This window comes from Pseudomonas sp. A34-9 (assembly GCF_029543085.1).
Lineage (GTDB): Bacteria > Pseudomonadota > Gammaproteobacteria > Pseudomonadales > Pseudomonadaceae > Aquipseudomonas.
The window spans coordinates 3,805,278-3,821,708 of the sequence record NZ_CP119967.1; the positions used below are offsets into that span (position 1 = coordinate 3,805,278).

Sequence of the window (16,431 nt, forward strand, 5' to 3'; positions counted from 1 at the left end):
CCGGCGTTATTTTTTCGCCCACCAATAGACGACTGGTCTAATAAACCACGAACAAGGTCATCCATGAATCACAGCAGTTTCTTCACACCCGTCAAACTGGGCCATCACACCCTGAAAAACCGTATTGTCCTGCCGCCCCTCACCCGCCAGCGCAGCACCCAACCGGGCAATATCGCCAATGAGCTGATGGCCGAGTATTACCAACAGCGCGCCGGCGCCGGTCTGCTGGTCACTGAAGGCACGCAGATCGAACCTCGTGGCCAGGGTTATGCGTGGACGCCGGGCATTCATACGCCTGAGCAAATCGCCGGTTGGCGCAAAGTCACCGAGGCCGTGCATGCCGTGGACGGGGTGATTTTCGCCCAGCTGTGGCACGTCGGCCGCGTCTCCCACACCGCGTTGCAACCCGACGGCGCTGCCCCGGTATCCGCGTCCGCCGTAGCCACCGACCGGGTCAGCGTGTTTATCGAAACCGCGCCCGGCGCCGGTGAACTGGTGCCGCCGTCGGCGCCTCGCGCACTGAGCACTGATGAAGTCCAGGCACTGGTTCAGCTGTACATCCAGGCGGCGCGCAACGCGATGGACGCCGGTTTCGACGGCATTGAATTGCACTGCGCCAATGGTTATCTGGTGAACCAGTTCATCTCCGCCCACAGCAATTTGCGCAACGATCAGTACGGTGGCTCGCTGCACAACCGTCTGCGTTTTCTCAAGGAAGTGGTTGCCGGTGTCGCCGAGTGCATCGGCAAAGAAAAAGTCGGCGTGCGTTTCGCACCGCTGTTCACCACCACCGATGAAGCGCGGACCTATTTGGGCATGGTCGAAGAGGATCCGCACACCACTTACATCGAAGCGATCAAAGTGCTGCAAGACGTCGGCATTGCCTATCTGTCCATCGCCGAAGCAGACTGGGACAACGCCCCGGCAATGCCCCTCACGTTTCGTCAGGCCGTGCGCGACAGCTTCAGCGGCGCGATCATTTACGCCGGACGCTATACCGCAGAATCCGGCGCGCAACTGCTCGACTCCGGGCTGGCCGATCTGGTCGCCTTCGGCCGGCCGTTCATGGCCAACCCCGATCTGCCGGCGCGGATTGCCAATGACTGGCCGTTGAATGCGTTGAACCCGGCGACGGTGTATGGCGGTACCGCGGAGGGCTACACCGACTACCCCGTTTATCCCGGCTAAGCCTTTCAATACACAGTAAACGCTCCCGAAATATCGGGAGCGTTTATCCGAGTCGGAGTGCAAGCCCTTGTGGGAGCGAGCCTGCTCGCGAAAGCGGCGTGTCAGTCACTCATAATGTTGAATGTGACGACGCCTTCGCGAGCAGGCTCGCTCCCACAGGGGGGATGTGAACATTCACCGCACAAAAACCTATACACAGACTACAATCTGTACAACTATCTGGGCTTAACATGTAAACGTCCACTCGGCAGCCTGCTGCTCATTACGCTGAATTCATGAAATGAACAAAACCCGTCGGCTGTGCCTGGTTCTGGGTGACCAGCTGTCTTTTGATCTGGCTTCATTGGCCGATCTGGATGGCAAACAAGACTGTGTGCTGCTGGTCGAGGTCATGGAGGAAGCCACCCATGTTGCCCATCACCCGCAGAAGATCGCGCTGATTTTCAGCGCCATGCGTCACTTCGCTCAGGCACTGAAAAATCAGGGCATCCGTGTGCATTACGTGACCCTCGACGACCCGCACAACAGCGGCTCGGTGCCCGGCGAATTAAAGCGCTGGCAGGCGCTGCTGCAGGCGAACGAGGTGCACCTGACCGAATGCGGCGACTGGCGTCTGGAGCAATCACTGAAGGATTGTGGCTTGCCGATCCATTGGCATGCCGATAACCGTTTCCTCTGCAGCCGCGACGAATTCCGCGCGTGGGCCGCTGGCAAAAAGCAGCTGCGCATGGAGTTTTTCTACCGCGAGATGCGCCGCAAAAGTCGCCTGTTGCTTAACGGTGACGGCACGCCAGTCGGCGGCGCGTGGAACTTTGACGCCGACAATCGCAAAGCCCTGCCGAAAAACGTCAAGGCGCCCTACCCGGCTGGTTTTACCAACGATGCAATCACCCGCGAAGTCCTCGCGCTGGTCAATGATCGTTTTGCCAGCCACTACGGCAGCCTGGATGATTTCAACTACCCGGTGACCCATGCCGACGCCCAGGCATTGTGGGCCTGGTTTCTAGACTATGGCCTGGCGGGCTTCGGCGATTATCAGGACGCCATGGCCAGCAACGAGCCGTTTCTGTTCCATGCGCGCATCAGCGCAGCGCTGAACATCGGCTTGCTGGACCTGCGCCAACTCTGCAGTGATGTGGAGTCTGCCTATTGGTCCGGCAGCGTTGCCCTGAATGCCGCCGAAGGCTTCATCCGCCAATTGATCGGCTGGCGCGAATATGTCCGAGGCGTTTACTGGCTGCACATGCCGGAGTACGCCGAGGGCAATGCCTTCGGTAACACGCGGCGCTTGCCAGAGTTCTACTGGACCGGCGAGACGCAGATGAACTGCATGCGCCAGGCCATCGGCCAAAGCCTCAAACACGCTTACGCCCATCACATTCAGCGCCTGATGGTGACGGGCAATTTCGCCCTGCTCGCCGGCATCGCGCCGAAGCAAATCTGTGAATGGTATCTGGCCATTTACATGGACGCGTTCGACTGGGTCGAGCTGCCCAATACCCTCGGCATGGTCATGCACGCCGATGGCGGTTACCTCGGCTCCAAACCTTATTGCGCCAGCGGCCAGTACATCCATCGGATGTCGGATTACTGTCGCGACTGCGCTTACTCAGTGCGCGAAACCACGGCCGATAACGCCTGCCCGTTCAATGCGTTGTACTGGCATTTCCTGATGCGTCATGCCGACCTTCTGCGTGGCAATCAGCGCATGGGCATGATGTACAAAAACCTCGACCGCATGCCGCACGCCAAGCAACAAGCACTGTGGCAACGCGGGCAGAAGCTGCTCGACAGCCTGGATAAGGGCGAGTCGTTATGAAAACACCTGAGTTATTAGCCTGGGTGCAACTTAAACATCACGCCCCGTGTCAATGGCTCACAAAGCGTGTGAAGCACATCGCTGTTCCTTTCAAGCGCGCCAATCAAAACGCAGAGCAACCATAAAGGCATGAGGAGTGGACAACCTGAAACAGCTGACTCGCGAGGAGCTTGAGTCCGAGGTCACGCGCCTGCGTCTGGCCGTTAAAGCGACCAGCGACGCCGTCTGGGACTGGGACCTGAAAACCAACCAGATCCTCTGGAGCGACGCATTGCAGCAGGCGTATGGCTATGCCTCGGCAGCCATCGAACCCACGTGTGACTGGCGGTTTGCGCAGATCCACCCGCAGGATCGTGCGCGGGTCGAAACCTCGATTCGGGCTGCGATTGATGGCGCCGGTACGACCTGGAGCGCTGAGTACCGCTTCCTCTGCCACGATGGTTCATACGCCGAAGTGCTTGACCGCGGACATCTGATCCGCAATACCGATGGCAAGGCCGAACGCATGATCGGTGCCATGCTTGACCTGACCCGCTTGCGCAGCGCCGAAACGGCACTGCGCCAGAGTGAAGAGCGCTTCAGCACCATTCTGGAAACCATCGAGGCGGCGTTTGCCATCGTCCAAGTCAAATTCGACGCCGACGACCACCCCATCGACTATTGCTTTGTCGAGGCCAACCCGGCATTCGAGCGCCAGGCCGGGGTCAACCTGCGGGGCAAGTGGGTCACCGAGTTTGCGCCCAACCTGGAGAAATTCTGGTTCGAGACCTACGGCCATGTGGCCAAGACCGGCGAGCCGGCCAACTTCGAGAACTACGCCAATACCTTCGAACGCTGGTTCGATGTGCGCGCCGTGCGCGTCGGTGACCCGGCCGATCGGCAGATCGCGATTTTCTTCAGCGATGTCACCGAGCGCCGCGACGCGCAGGAGCGTTTACGCATCAGCGAGGCGGTGGCCAGGGAGAACATCGAACGCGTGCAGCTGGCCCTTGCCGCTGGCGCCATTATCGGTACCTGGCATTGGCACCTGCCCAGCGATCGCATCAGCGTCGATGAAGCTTTCGCTCGGGTGATCGACCTCGACCCCGCCTGGGGGCTCGACGGTCTGAGCCTGGAACAAGTGGTGATGACCGTTCACCCGGACGACCGGGAGGGGCTGACCGCCGCCATCAACGAAGTCAGAGCCCGCGGCGGGGCCTATTCGCACCAGTACCGGGTGCGCGGCGCGGATGGCAAATACACCTGGATTGAAGCGAACGGCCGCGTCGAGTGCGCCGAAGACGGCACACCTTTACGCTTTCCCGGCGTGCTTATCGATGTCGAAGACCGGCGCAACGTCGAAGCCGAGCGCGACCGGGTCACTGTCGCGTTAAAAGCCCTCAACGACACGCTGGAACAACGGGTCTCGGCGCGAACAGCAGACCTGATGCAAGCCGAAGAAAAGCTGCGGCAATCGCAGAAAATGGAAGCGGTCGGACAACTCACCGGGGGTCTGGCCCATGACTTCAACAACCTGCTGGCGGGTATCTGCGCATCCCTTGAGCTGATGGACAAACGCATCGCCCAAGGGCGTCTGAGCGACATCGACAAATACATGCTGATCGCACAAGACGCCGCCAAACGCGCGACGGCCCTGACCCACCGTCTGCTGGCATTCTCCCGACGCCAGACACTCGATCCACGGCCAACTGAAGTCAACGCGCTGATCGCCGGCATGACCGAACTGAGCCAGCGCACCGTCGGCCCGAGCATTCGCTTGAAGACGGTCATCGCCGCCGATCTTTGGCCGGCACTGGTCGATGCCAGTCAACTGGAAAACGCCCTGCTTAACCTGTGCATCAACGCCCGCGATGCGATGCCCGATGGTGGCAGCATTGCCGTCGAGACCGCCAATCGCACCCTGGAGGCTGACTCGGCGCGGGCATTGGACATGCCAGTGGGGCAATACCTGTGTTTGTCTGTCACAGACACTGGCACGGGGATGAGCGCAGAGGTAATCGCCAAGGCTTTCGATCCGTTCTTCACCACCAAGCCACTGGGCCAGGGCACCGGGCTGGGACTTTCGATGATTTATGGTTTCACCAAGCAATCCGGCGGACAGGTACGAGTGCAATCGACGGTGGGTCAAGGCACCACCATTTGCATTTACTTGCCGCGCCACCGGGGCGAAACGCCGCGCAGTCACGATGATGCGCAAAGCCTGACAACGCCGCATGCCAAGGCCGGCGAGACCATCCTGATCGTCGACGACGAACCCACCGTCAGGACACTGCTCAAAGATGTGCTGAGCGACCTCGGCTTCAACCTGCTCGAGGCGGCCGACAGTGTTGAAGGACTGGAGGTATTGCGCTCCAGCGCACATATCGATTTGCTCATCACCGATGTCGGCTTGCCCGGCGGCATGAACGGTCGGCAACTGGCTGATGCCGGCAGGCAGATCAGGCCGAAACTGAAGACGTTGTTTATTACCGGCTACGCGGAAAGCTCGGTGATCGGCAACGGTCAACTCGGCCCGGGCATGCAAGTACTGACGAAACCCTTTGTCGTCGACACGCTGGTGTCACGCGTCAGTGGCCTGCTGTCCATCGACGTCGAGTAGGCGCTGCGCCCGGGATGCCATGAACCGGTTGCGCCCGGCGGTCTTCGCTTGATACAGCGCCTGATCGGCTGACTCGATCAAACCGTGCACAGGGTCCAGGTGGGAACCGCGCGCGGCGGCGATGCCGATACTCAGGCTCACGCGGGCCACGGGACTGGTGGGGTGGGCAATGTTTGCTTGCTGTAAACGCTCAATGATCATCTGCGCCACCACGGCGGCACCGTCGATGCCGGTGTCGGGCATGATGACCGCGAACTCTTCGCCGCCGTAACGCGCGACCAGGTCTGACGGTCGCCGCACACACTCATCCAGCACGGTAGCGACGGCTTGCAGACAGGCGTCGCCGGCCACGTGCCCGAGCGCATCATTGAAGCGTTTGAAATAGTCGATATCGATCATCAGCAACGCCAGTGACGAGCCGTCGCGCCTTGCCCGCAGCGCCTCTGTGGCCAGGGTCTGGTCGAAGCAGCGCCGATTCGCCAGACCGGTCAGCGCATCCTTCATGGCCAACAGTTCCAGTTGCCGATTGGAGCCGAGCAACTGCTGCTGAGCGATGCGCAGTTCGCCTTCCACCTGGGTCCGGCGCCGGATGTCGAGGATCAAGAACCAGCCGATCAGGCCGGTGAGCCCCAACAACCCCGCCACTACCACCGCCGACAGCAGTGCCTCGGTTCGCCACGCCGTGAGCGCTTCACGCTTGCCGATGGCGACCGTGGTAATCAGTGGCAATTTTTCACTTTTGCGGAAGGCGTAGAGGCGTTCGACGCCATCCAGGCTGGAGGTATAAGACGCGGTGCCGACCGATTGATCGACCAGGTACTTGGCGTAAATCGGCGACTTGGAAAAGTTGCGGCCCATGTCCTGCTCGCGGAAGGGATAGCGCACCAGCAACGTGCCGTCGGTATACGACAAGCCGATGGCCCCGTCCTGGCCGATGTCGAGTTTGCCGAACAGACGCAAAAAGTTTTCCACGCCCAGGGTCACGGCCACGACCCCGGCAAACTCGCCGCGATCGTCATTGAAACGGCGGCTGACGGTGATCACCCATTCCTGATTGGAACGGCTGCGGATGGGCGGCCCGATAAAGGGTTCGCGGCTCGCATCGTCGCGATGATGAACGAAATAGGCCCGATCACTGCTGTTGGCGCCCACCGGGATCGGCCGGTTCGACGACATCAGCCAGTGGCCATGGCGGTCATAGATGGTAATACCGCTCAGCTGTGGCATCAGCGGTTGCTGGCGGTTGATCAATGCACTCAGGCGCTGGATCTGCGCGGGGCCACTGCCTTCGGTTTCCAGGCGTTCGACCAGTCCGAGCAACAGCAGCGAACTTTGCCGGACGATGCCCTCGGAATAGGTCTCGAGTGCCTGGGTCAGGTTCAACCCGTGCACGTTGACCTCTTCCAGCGCGCGATCGCGCGAAGACAGGACTTTCCAGATGGTCAGCGACGCCAGAGAGCAGCCGATGACCAGCAGCAAGAGGATGACGAGGTGGGTATCACGCTTCACGAAAGTACCTTTTGGAAAGTCCGGTTTCCCGTTCCGGCCGTTACTGACTCAAGGCAATAACAACGGTCGTATGTCCTCGACTGGCGCAAGGATACAAGTAGCGCGTTGAACGCGCAGCAATCGCGTGACGGAACGTCGTTTTCAGGCCCTGGGCGTTGTTTCGTAGCGACATGGCGGCGGCCTGCAACTAATATTCACGGCTGAAGGTCATTAGGATTGCTGAGGTTGAATCCATCCGCAGACCTCGAACATTGAAGACACTGCCGTGGCCGCTGATCTCGACCGCCGAAACAACCTGTCTCTGGACAGCCTGAACTTTTTCCTCGCTGACGTGCGCGACGGCCTCGGCCCCTATCTGGCCATTTACCTGTTGGCGGTGCATCACTGGGAGCCGGCCAGCATTGGCCTGGTGATGACCATTGCCGGGGTCGCCGCGCTGATCACCCAGACCCCCGCCGGCGCCTGGGTCGACAACAGCCGGCGCAAACGTGCGTTGATTGCGATCGCCGCGCTGCTGGTGACCGGCAGTTGCCTGCTGCTGCCGTTCGTGACGTCCTTCACTTGGGTGGCGTTGACGCAAACCCTGAGTGCGATGGCCGCCTCGATATTCGCCCCGGCCATTTGTGCGATTACCCTGGGCATGACCGGGCCGCGAGCGTTTACGCGACGAACCGGCCGCAACGAAACCTTCAATCATGCCGGCAATGCCTGCGCCGCCCTGCTGGCCGGGGTGTTCGCTTATCTGTTCGGCCCGGTGGCGGTGTTCTATCTGATGGCAGCCATGGCGCTGGCCAGCGTCATCGCCATTGCCTGCGTTTCGCCGCAAGCCATTAATCATGATCTGGCCCGCGGACTCGATCCCGCCGACGCCGGTCACCGCCAGCCTTCCGGTTTATCCGTGTTGCTCGGCAACCGACCGCTGCTGCTGTTCGCCATTTGCTGTGCGCTGTTCCACCTCGCCAATGCGGCGATGTTGCCGCTGGTGAGTCAAAAACTCGCGCAAGCCAATTTGCAGATGGCCACCCCGCTGACCTCCGCCTGCATCGTGGCGGCGCAGTTGGTCATGGTGCCGGCGGCATTACTGGTCGGGGCCAAAGCCGATCTGTGGGGACGCAAACCGCTACTGCTGGCCGGTTTTCTGATCCTGCCGGTGCGCGGCGTGCTCTATACGCTGTCGGACGATGCCTATTGGCTGGTCGCGGTGCAGATGCTCGACGGCGTTGGCGCGGGTCTGTTCGGCGCCTTGTTTCCGATCATGGTCAAAGACCTCACCCAAGGCACCGGACACTTCAACGTCAGCCTCGGCGCACTGACGACGGCCTTCGGGCTGGGCGCGGCGCTGAGCAACGGCCTCGCCGGGTTCGTGGTGCAGGAGGCCGGTTACAGCGCGGCGTTTCTGACCCTGGCCGGTATTGCGGCCGTGGCGGTTGTCCTGCTGGGGCTCGGGGTGCCGGAAACCCAGCACAGTGGTCGTCAGGCTGAAACCGGGGTGGTCGAGGCCGCAGCAGAATCCTGAACGTAACCTGCGGTTAAGCCTTAATGTGCAGACACGACAAAAGCCTGCTTTTCAGGGCAGGCTTTGCTTTTCGCTCACGTCGGCTTACTTCTGCTGAGCGGTCAGCGCCGAGTAGCTGTTCATCAGGTTGCGGTAGTTGGGGATTCGCTGCGACAGCAAGTTACCCAGCCCTTCAATGTCGTTGCGCCAGTCGCGGTGCAGCTCACAGGCCACCGAGAACCAGTTCATCATCTGTGCGCCGGCCTGGGTCATGCGGCTCCACGCAGCTTGTTGCACGGTGGTGTTGAAGGTGCCGGAGGCGTCAGTCACCACAAACACATCAAACCCTTCCGCCAGTGCCGACAAGGTCGGGAACGCTACGCAGACATCCGTCACTACACCGGCAATGATGATTTGCTTGCGGCCGGTGGCTTTGATCGCCTTCACAAAATCTTCGTTGTCCCAGGCGTTGATCTGACCAGGACGAGCGATGTACGGCGCGTCCGGGAACATCTCTTTCAGTTCTGGTACCAGCGGGCCGTTCGGGCCTTGTTCGAAACTGGTGGTGAGGATGGTCGGCAGTTCGAAGAACTTGGCCAGATCGGCCAGGGCCAGCACGTTGTTCTTGAATTCGTTGGGCGAGAAGTCCTGTACCAGAGAAATCAGACCGGTCTGGTGATCGACCAGCAGCACAATGGCGTCGTCTTTGTTCAGGCGGTTGTAGGTTGGAGTGGTCATGGCGTGCGTCCCTTATCAATGTTGGATTTGTTATTGCGTTCAAGTTGGGTACAGATTACTGACGCATCGAAAAGGGATAAATCGGTTGAAACGCGTTTAACCGTCAACCTGAACAGGACAATTACGCGATGACGTTCTCGTTGTTGCCAGATTTAAGCCAGCACAATCAGGGTTATTAGCTAATAACACCTTCATTAAACAGTCGCTCAAACGTTGTACTAGGATAGGATCCAAGTCTGCGGTATTTCGTCGACCAAGGAGATCGTCGACAGGGCAGCAGACGTTTTTGAATTAACGCCTCTCAGGGATGACACGCATATGAATTCACACTTGTTCCCCCACATCGGCAAGGTCATCGCCAGCACCGGCAGCCGGCACTTCCCGCGCATGCTGCATGACCTGATCCTGACGCAACTGGCAGTAGACGCCACGCACATCCGGCAGATGCGTGTCGAACCGGTGGGCCGCGCATCGAGTCGCCATGAGCCGGAGCCGCTGAAAGAGCCGGCCCTGCTCGCCGAAACGGTGTTTTCCGAACACAGTGCGGCGGCCCACCATTTACAGAATCCGCCAGCCGCGACCAGCGCAGACGCCTCGCAACTGCACCTGACCCGGCGCAAGGACGGCTACCGCTACGTGATTTCGGTGTACCGCAACGGCGAGTCGCAGCGCTTTTCCGCGCAGGAGCGCAGCCTGTTGCAGGACATTTCCCCAGTGCTGCTGCCGATGGTGGAAAAACACATCAACGCCCTGCAACCAGCCACTCCTGATCCGCAAACCCCGTCCGAAGCAGCCGAAGGTAATGGCCTGGAAACATTGCGCCTGCGCTTCGACGAACGCCTGGTGCAACTGGGGCTGAGCCTGTCGAACCGCGAAACCGAAGTGTGCGTCGGCCTGCTCGCCGGCCGCACGGCGCCGGAACTGGCTGAACAGTTGGCGTTGAAGGTCAACACCGTGGAGAGCTATCTGAAACGGGCGGCGATCAAGCTGGGCATCAGCGGGCGGCATTCGTTGATGCGCTGGATGTATTCGCCGTTGGAGACGTCGGCGTCGAGTGCGGCGTGATACGCAGGGATTAGCGAGGACTTCGGTTTTTGCGGTGTGCCCGTGAGATTCCCCCCTCACCCCAGCCCTCTCCCCCAAGGGGGGCGAGGGGGAAAGGGAGCCGATCTCGGTTGGGTTCGAGCCTGAGTTTGCCTTGGGAGCCGAATTTATTGCTGTTCAAAACCTGAGTTCGACTCGGTATCCCGCGTCGGCGTATCTCCAGCAAACACTGCGGTCAGTCCCCTCTCCCACTGGGAGAGGGTTAGGGTGAGGGCAATCCCACGGCATGATCCAATGCCTGATTCACCGCCAATTTCCCCAACATCACCACTTGCGCAATACCCAGCAGGGTCTGGCGATTGGGCCCCTCCAGCATCCCGGCAAAATCAGCAAGCATGACCGAGGCGGATGCCAGCGATTCACAGGCGTTTGCCAGCAGGGATTCGGTATCGGTTTGCGGGTTGACCCGGAACATAGCGTTGGGCGTATAGGGCTTGGCCATGATGTTGGCCGCAGTAACCGGCGGATCGGGTGTCTTGGACATAAGCTCAAACTCCTTCTGCGCAGCGAGGGAGCAGGCTCCCTCACGCGGCCGTTTCGCAGTTAGTTGGGCAAGCGCCGGTTGTCGAGGACGCGACTCACCACCAATTCACTCAACATGATCACCTGTTGCAGGATCAGCATTTTCTTGCGGTGAGGGCTGTCGATCGAGTCGGCAAGGTCGCGGGCCATGTCACTGGCCGAGGACAGCGATTCGTAGGCTTCAACGAGCAGGGTTTCGTCGTCGACGGTAGGGTCGATCAGGTAGATCTTGCCGGTTTTGCGGGTGGGCTTTGAGGTTTTGAGCGCGGAAGGATTGAGGTAGAAACTGATCGCTCGTTCTGTGGCCTCTTTGATGTTTTGAGGTTCGAGGGCGGCGTCGTAGGGGATTGGATCGGTGTCCGGAGGGTTCGGCGTGGCTTTGAACATAGATAAAGTCTCGTATCGAAATTAACTGGAGCCATCACTTTCGCTACCAAACGAAGGTGGTGGCCATGCGCGGGTTGGTAGACCGGTCGATACGGAAACCCGGCGCTCATGAATGAGCCCCACGCATGTCCACCATATAAAACGCAGCCGCAAAAAAGAGACTGCATAAGGTGGCGCCATACGGCGGTACCGAAGCGGGCTACCAAACCCGATCACTGATTTGCAGTGACAGGCAAACGATATATCCCGACCCATAGCCGCGTAAGCCGGCGGATTCTGGCGTACGCGTAGGTAACGACGCAAGGTGTTGTAGGCGGTATGACGTAACGGTTCGTGTAATTTAAACGCGCTTACGATTCTGAGTTTATTGATGGAAATTCCGGGTGGCGGTGGTTCCAGTTTTGCGCTGTGTCAGTGGGATTCCCCCCTCACCTGATCTGGTCAAACGATACTGGACACAGTTATAGGGTTTTGTTCATTTCTCATGCCGCCAGGGCCTCCATGGCTACCGGAGTCCTATAACCGTTGTGGCTGTGCAGCCTGATCCGATTGTAATAGTGGGTCAGGTAGCGCAACACATCGGTACTGGCTTCGTCTTCGTTTCGGTAGCCGGCCTTGGGTATCCATTCAGATTTCAAACTGCCAAAGAAACGTTCCATCGGAGCGTTATCCCAGCAGTTTCCCCGTCGACTCATGCTTTGTTTTATCCGCATGTCCGACAACGTTTCACGGAACATTTTGCTGCTGTAATGACAGCCCTGATCCGAATGGAACATTAAGTTTTCAGGCCGTCCTCGCGACTCGAAAGCCACCTTCAAGGCTTGACAGGTTAGTGCTGAATCCGGGCTTCGGGACATCGCCCAGCCGACGATGCGTCGGGCATGCAGATCAAGTACCGCAGCCAGATAAACCCAGTAAGTACCCGCCCAGATGTAAGTCACGTCGCCACACCACACTTGATTGGGCGCCTCGACGTTGAATTTACGCTCCAAATGGTTAGGGGCGTATTGAGCCTCCGCGCCGCTGGGTTTGTAACGATGCCTGCGCCGTTGCTGGCTCTTTAATCCAATTTCGCGCATCAGGCTACGAGCCATGTAGCGACCTACAGACTCCTTTTCGTTACGCAACGCCTCTGACAGGCCTCGCGCGCCCATCGAACCGCGACTTTGCTGATGCAGTTCAACAGCCTTGATCTTGAGGCGATCGCGTTCAACATCAACTTTTGTGCCCTGTTTCAACCGGTCGTAATAACTGCTGCGGTTGATTCCAAACACACCGCACAACTCGGTTCTTGGATATAGCTCGCTTAACTCCTCGACCAGCCTTATCGATCGAGGGAATCCGACATCAAGAGAGCTGTAGCCTTTTTTAAGATTTCTTTCTCACGCTCAATCCGTCGGATTTTTGCTTCCAGTTCCTGAATGCGTTGTTGATCGGGTGTCATGGCTTTGGATCTTTCGGGCGTCTTGCCGTTGCGCTCCTGGCGCAACTGCTCAACCCAGCGGCGCAGAGCGGTCGGGCCCACCCCCATCGCTTCGCAGGCCTCACTTACTGAATAATCTTTATCCAGTACCAAGCAAGCCGCGTCCCGTTTGAAATCTGTCGAAAAGTACCGTCTAGTCAAAATTACACCTCGTCGTTGGGCGTAGATTACGCCCTTCAGGGGTGTCCAGAATCATTAAGCCAGATCAACCCCAGCCCTCTCCCCCCAAGGGGGGCGAGGGGGAAAGGGAGCCGATCTCGGTTGGGTTCGAGCCGGAGTTTGCCTTGGGAGCCGATTTATTTGCTGTTCAAAACCTGAGTTCGACTCGGTATCCCACGTCGGCGTATCTCCAGCAAACACTGCGGTCAGTCCCCTCTCCCACTGGGAGAGGGTTAGGGTGAGGGGCCGTTTTCAATCTCGCGCCAACGCCTCAATCGGATCAAGCCGCGAAGCATTCCGCGCCGGCACAAAGCCAAACACAATCCCGATCAACGTCGAGCACACCACTGCCGTCAGCACCGAGGCCAGCGAAAACACCATCTCCCACTCCTTGATAAACACCGAAAACAAATGCCCGATGGCATACGACAGTGAGATCCCGATCGCCCCGCCCAACAAACAAACCATCACCGCCTCCACCAAAAACTGCTGACGAATGTCCGACTGCCGTGCCCCCACCGCCATACGAATGCCGATCTCGCGAGTCCGTTCGGTCACTGACACCAGCATGATGTTCATCACCCCGATACCACCAACCACCAAAGAAATCACCGCAATCAGCGACAGCAGCAACGCCAGCGAGCGGCTGGTTTTCTGCACGGTCTGCAAGACGCTGTCGAGGTTGTTGGTGAAGAAGTCCTTGGTGCCGTGGCGTTGCAGCAACAGTTGGGTGACATGCGCTTCCACCACTTTGCTCGGCTGGCCGTCCTTCATGCGCACGCTGATGCTGTCCAGATAACGCTGGCCCAACACCCGCCCGGCCGCTGTTTCATAAGGCACCCAGACGTTGAGGGTCTTGCCTGAAGCAAACAGGCTTTTATCCTCAGCGGCCACGCCGATCACCGTACACGGCAAGTTGCCGATCAGGATCACCTGGCCCAACGGGTCGACATCCTGGCCGAACAGGCGCTGACGGGTGTTGTGATCGATGACCACCACCTGTGCCTGGCGCCGTGCATCGCTTGTGCTGAATGGAATACCGGCGGCCATTTTGATCCCGCGCACTTTGAAGTACTGATCGCTGACGCCATTGACCTGCGCATCCAGGTCGATATTGCGGTAGCGCAGCAACAGGCTGCGGCCGATCATCGGCGTGGCGCTGTCGACGTAATACAACTGATTCAGCGCGGTGACATCGTCAGGCGTCAGGGTTTCGATGGCGGCGGCACGCTTGTCTCCGTAACTGCTGCCGGGATAGACATCGATGGTATTGCTGCCAATGGCCGCGATGTCCTTGAGCACGTAGTTCTTCGCGCCCTCGCCGACCGCCGAAATCGACACCACCGAAGTGATGCCGATGACGATGCCGAGCATGGTCAGCAAGGTACGCATGCGGTGCGAGATCAACGCCACCCAGGCCATGGCAAACGCCTCTTTGAACAAACCGAGGCTGGCCACCAGGCGCCGTGACGCAGGCGCTTTCGGTGCCACCGGCTCTTCGCTGAGCAGCTGCGTGGTGTCGCGTTCGTTCGCACGGTCGCTGAGGATTTCGCCGTCGCTGACTTCGATGATGCGCTCGGCATTGGCGGCGACTTTCGGGTCGTGGGTCACCAGAATCACCGTGTGCCCCGCCGCGTGCAGCTCCAGCAGGATGCGCATCACCTCTTTGCCACTGGCGGTGTCGAGGGCGCCGGTCGGCTCGTCGGCGAGGATCACTTCGCCGCCGTTCATCAAGGCCCGGGCGATACTCACCCGTTGCTGCTGACCGCCGGAGAGCTGGCTCGGCCGATGCGTCAGGTGTCCTTCCAGACCCAGTCGCGCCAATAACTCGCGGGCGCGGGCATGGCGCTGAAGCTGCGGTGTGCCGGCGTAAATCGCCGGCATCTCGACGTTGTGCATCGCGCTCAGATGCGGTAGCAGGTGATAACGCTGAAAGATGAAACCAAAGTAGTCACGGCGCAGCTCAGCCAGCGCCTGATTGTCCAGATCGCGGGTTTCCTGGCCGTTGATCTTGTAACTGCCGGCGGTGGCGTAATCGAGGCAACCGAGAATGTTCATCAGCGTCGATTTGCCAGAACCCGAGGCGCCGATGATCGCCACCATTTCCCCGGCATGGATCGTCAGGTTAATGTTTTTCAGCGCGAGAAATTCGCGGTCGCCAGCGGTGAAGCTGCGGGTAATGCCGGTGAGCTGTAACAGTGGCTCAGTCATGCTCATGTCCCCGCCACGTTCGTTACAGGGTCACCGATCACCACGCGATCACCTTCCGCCAGGCCGTCATTGATCTGCACTTTGACGTTGTTGTTGATCCCGGTCTGCACATTGCGCGACTGCGCGTGGCCTTTGGCGTCCAGCACCCGTACCGGAAAACTGCCATCGGCGTTGCGCGGGCCGAGCGCCGCCACGGGTACCGTCAGCACTGACTTGGCAGTGTCGAGGACGATGCGCACCTGCGCCGTCATCGAAATGCGCAGGCGATGGTCGGGATTGGGAACCTCGAACAACGCGTTGTAGAACACCGCGCTGTTCTGCTTCGGCGTGCCGGCGGGCGGTGTTTCGAGGAAGTTTTGCGGCGCCGGTTCTGTGCCGCGCAGCTTGCCGTAATAACGTTTGTCCTCGCCGAGAATGGTGAAGTACACCTCCTGCCCCGGGGCAATGTGAATCACATCGGCTTCGGAGACTTGCGCCTTGACCGTCATGGTGTCCAGATCCGCCAGTTTCAGCAGGATCGGCGCCAGTTGGTTGGCGATCACCGTCTGGCCTTCTTGAGTGACCACGCCGACCACATCGCCATCGATCGGCGCGACAATCCGCGTGTACGCCAGATTGACCTTGGCCGTGTCGATCTGGATATGCGCACTTTTGATCTGCGCATCCAGCGACATCAGGTTGGCCTGCTGCACCTGATAATCCGACTCGGCGGTTTCGAAATCCTGGCGCGAGATCGACGCGTCGTCCTGCAAGTTCTTGTAGCGCTCGTAAATGGCTTTGGTCTGCCTCAGTTGAGCCTGCGTGGCGCGCTTTTGCGCTTGCAGGTTTTCCTCATCGACCTGGGCCTGACGCAGGGTGTTCTGCAATACCAGCGGATCGATTTCCGCCAGCCACTGCCCTTTCTTCACCTTGTCGCCGACCTTGACCTTGAGCGACTTCAATTGCCCGGACACTTGCGCGCCGACGTCCACTTGTTTGATGCCTTCGAGCAACCCGGTGGCCAGCACCGCGTTTTCGATGTCACTGCGCTCAACCGGCGCGGTCAGGTACTGCGGCGCCTCGGCCGGTGCCTGCACCGCGTAGAACGCCAATCCCGCTACGGCCACAAACGCCAAACCCATACCGACTTTGCGCAACTTCGACTTTTCCATAAATGACCACAAGTCCGTTCAGGGGTGAGCCCGGCCAGCGGCCGGGCTCTGGTAGATAAACAACAA

Annotated in this window: 12 protein-coding genes; 5 read left to right on the forward strand and 7 right to left on the reverse strand. The window is 59.5% G+C overall.

Annotated elements, in window-relative coordinates:
* Positions 1 to 63: 63 nt before the first annotated feature.
* The 3 genes from P3G59_RS17005 to P3G59_RS17015 all read left to right on the forward strand — a co-directional run bounded on the left by P3G59_RS17005 (position 64) and on the right by P3G59_RS17015 (position 5,606).
* A complete protein-coding gene (locus tag P3G59_RS17005) occupies positions 64 to 1,188 on the forward strand; it encodes an alkene reductase (RefSeq protein ID WP_277758192.1) in 1,125 nt (374 codons plus the stop codon).
* A gap of 280 nt (positions 1,189 to 1,468) precedes the next feature.
* Complete coding sequence (locus tag P3G59_RS17010; RefSeq protein ID WP_277758193.1) at positions 1,469 to 3,007, forward strand: cryptochrome/photolyase family protein; 1,539 nt, start codon at positions 1,469 to 1,471, stop codon at positions 3,005 to 3,007.
* 136 nt (positions 3,008 to 3,143) lie between these two features.
* Positions 3,144 to 5,606, forward strand: coding sequence for a hybrid sensor histidine kinase/response regulator (locus P3G59_RS17015; protein WP_277758194.1), 2,463 nt, complete (start codon positions 3,144 to 3,146; stop codon positions 5,604 to 5,606).
* Here the strand turns inward: P3G59_RS17015 and P3G59_RS17020 are convergent.
* Entirely contained in the window at positions 5,568 to 7,115 is a 1,548-nt protein-coding gene (locus tag P3G59_RS17020; RefSeq protein WP_277758195.1) for a sensor domain-containing diguanylate cyclase, read from the reverse strand. The genes P3G59_RS17015 and P3G59_RS17020 overlap by 39 nt on opposite strands.
* A 265-nt stretch (positions 7,116 to 7,380) precedes the next feature.
* Between P3G59_RS17020 and P3G59_RS17025 the strand changes: the two genes are divergently transcribed.
* Positions 7,381 to 8,631 carry an MFS transporter gene (locus tag P3G59_RS17025; RefSeq protein WP_277758196.1) on the forward strand — a complete coding sequence of 417 codons (1,251 nt, stop codon included), beginning with the start codon at positions 7,381 to 7,383 and terminating at the stop codon, positions 8,629 to 8,631.
* Positions 8,632 to 8,715: 84 nt separating this feature from the next.
* On the opposite strand, the gene ycaC is transcribed toward P3G59_RS17025, so the two are convergent.
* Entirely contained in the window at positions 8,716 to 9,348 is a 633-nt protein-coding gene (gene ycaC / locus P3G59_RS17030; RefSeq protein ID WP_007916011.1) for an isochorismate family cysteine hydrolase YcaC, read from the reverse strand.
* A 318-nt stretch (positions 9,349 to 9,666) separates the two neighbouring features.
* Between ycaC and P3G59_RS17035 the strand changes: the two genes are divergently transcribed.
* Complete coding sequence (locus tag P3G59_RS17035; protein ID WP_277758197.1) at positions 9,667 to 10,413, forward strand: helix-turn-helix transcriptional regulator; 747 nt, start codon at positions 9,667 to 9,669, stop codon at positions 10,411 to 10,413.
* 241 nt (positions 10,414 to 10,654) lie between these two features.
* On the opposite strand, the gene P3G59_RS17040 is transcribed toward P3G59_RS17035, so the two are convergent.
* From P3G59_RS17040 to macA, 5 genes are all read right to left on the reverse strand, one after another.
* A complete protein-coding gene (locus P3G59_RS17040; RefSeq protein WP_277758198.1) occupies positions 10,655 to 10,936 on the reverse strand; it encodes a DUF6124 family protein in 282 nt (93 codons plus the stop codon).
* A 59-nt stretch (positions 10,937 to 10,995) separates the two neighbouring features.
* Positions 10,996 to 11,361 (reverse strand): DUF6124 family protein, encoded by a 366-nt coding sequence (locus P3G59_RS17045; RefSeq protein ID WP_277758199.1) that lies wholly within the window; start codon positions 11,359 to 11,361, stop codon positions 10,996 to 10,998.
* A 482-nt stretch (positions 11,362 to 11,843) separates the two neighbouring features.
* Positions 11,844 to 12,985 (reverse strand): IS3 family transposase gene (locus P3G59_RS17050; RefSeq protein WP_277758200.1). Its coding sequence is split into 2 segments (ribosomal slippage): positions 11,844 to 12,736 and positions 12,736 to 12,985, totalling 1,143 coding nucleotides; the frame shifts between segments, so codons are not numbered across the junction.
* Positions 12,986 to 13,255: 270 nt separating this feature from the next.
* Positions 13,256 to 15,214, reverse strand: coding sequence for a MacB family efflux pump subunit (locus tag P3G59_RS17055; RefSeq protein WP_277758201.1), 1,959 nt, complete (start codon positions 15,212 to 15,214; stop codon positions 13,256 to 13,258).
* 2 nt (positions 15,215 to 15,216) lie between these two features.
* Positions 15,217 to 16,365, reverse strand: a complete 1,149-nt coding sequence (gene macA / locus P3G59_RS17060) for a macrolide transporter subunit MacA (protein ID WP_277758202.1) — start codon at positions 16,363 to 16,365, stop codon at positions 15,217 to 15,219.
* Positions 16,366 to 16,431: the final 66 nt, after the last annotated feature.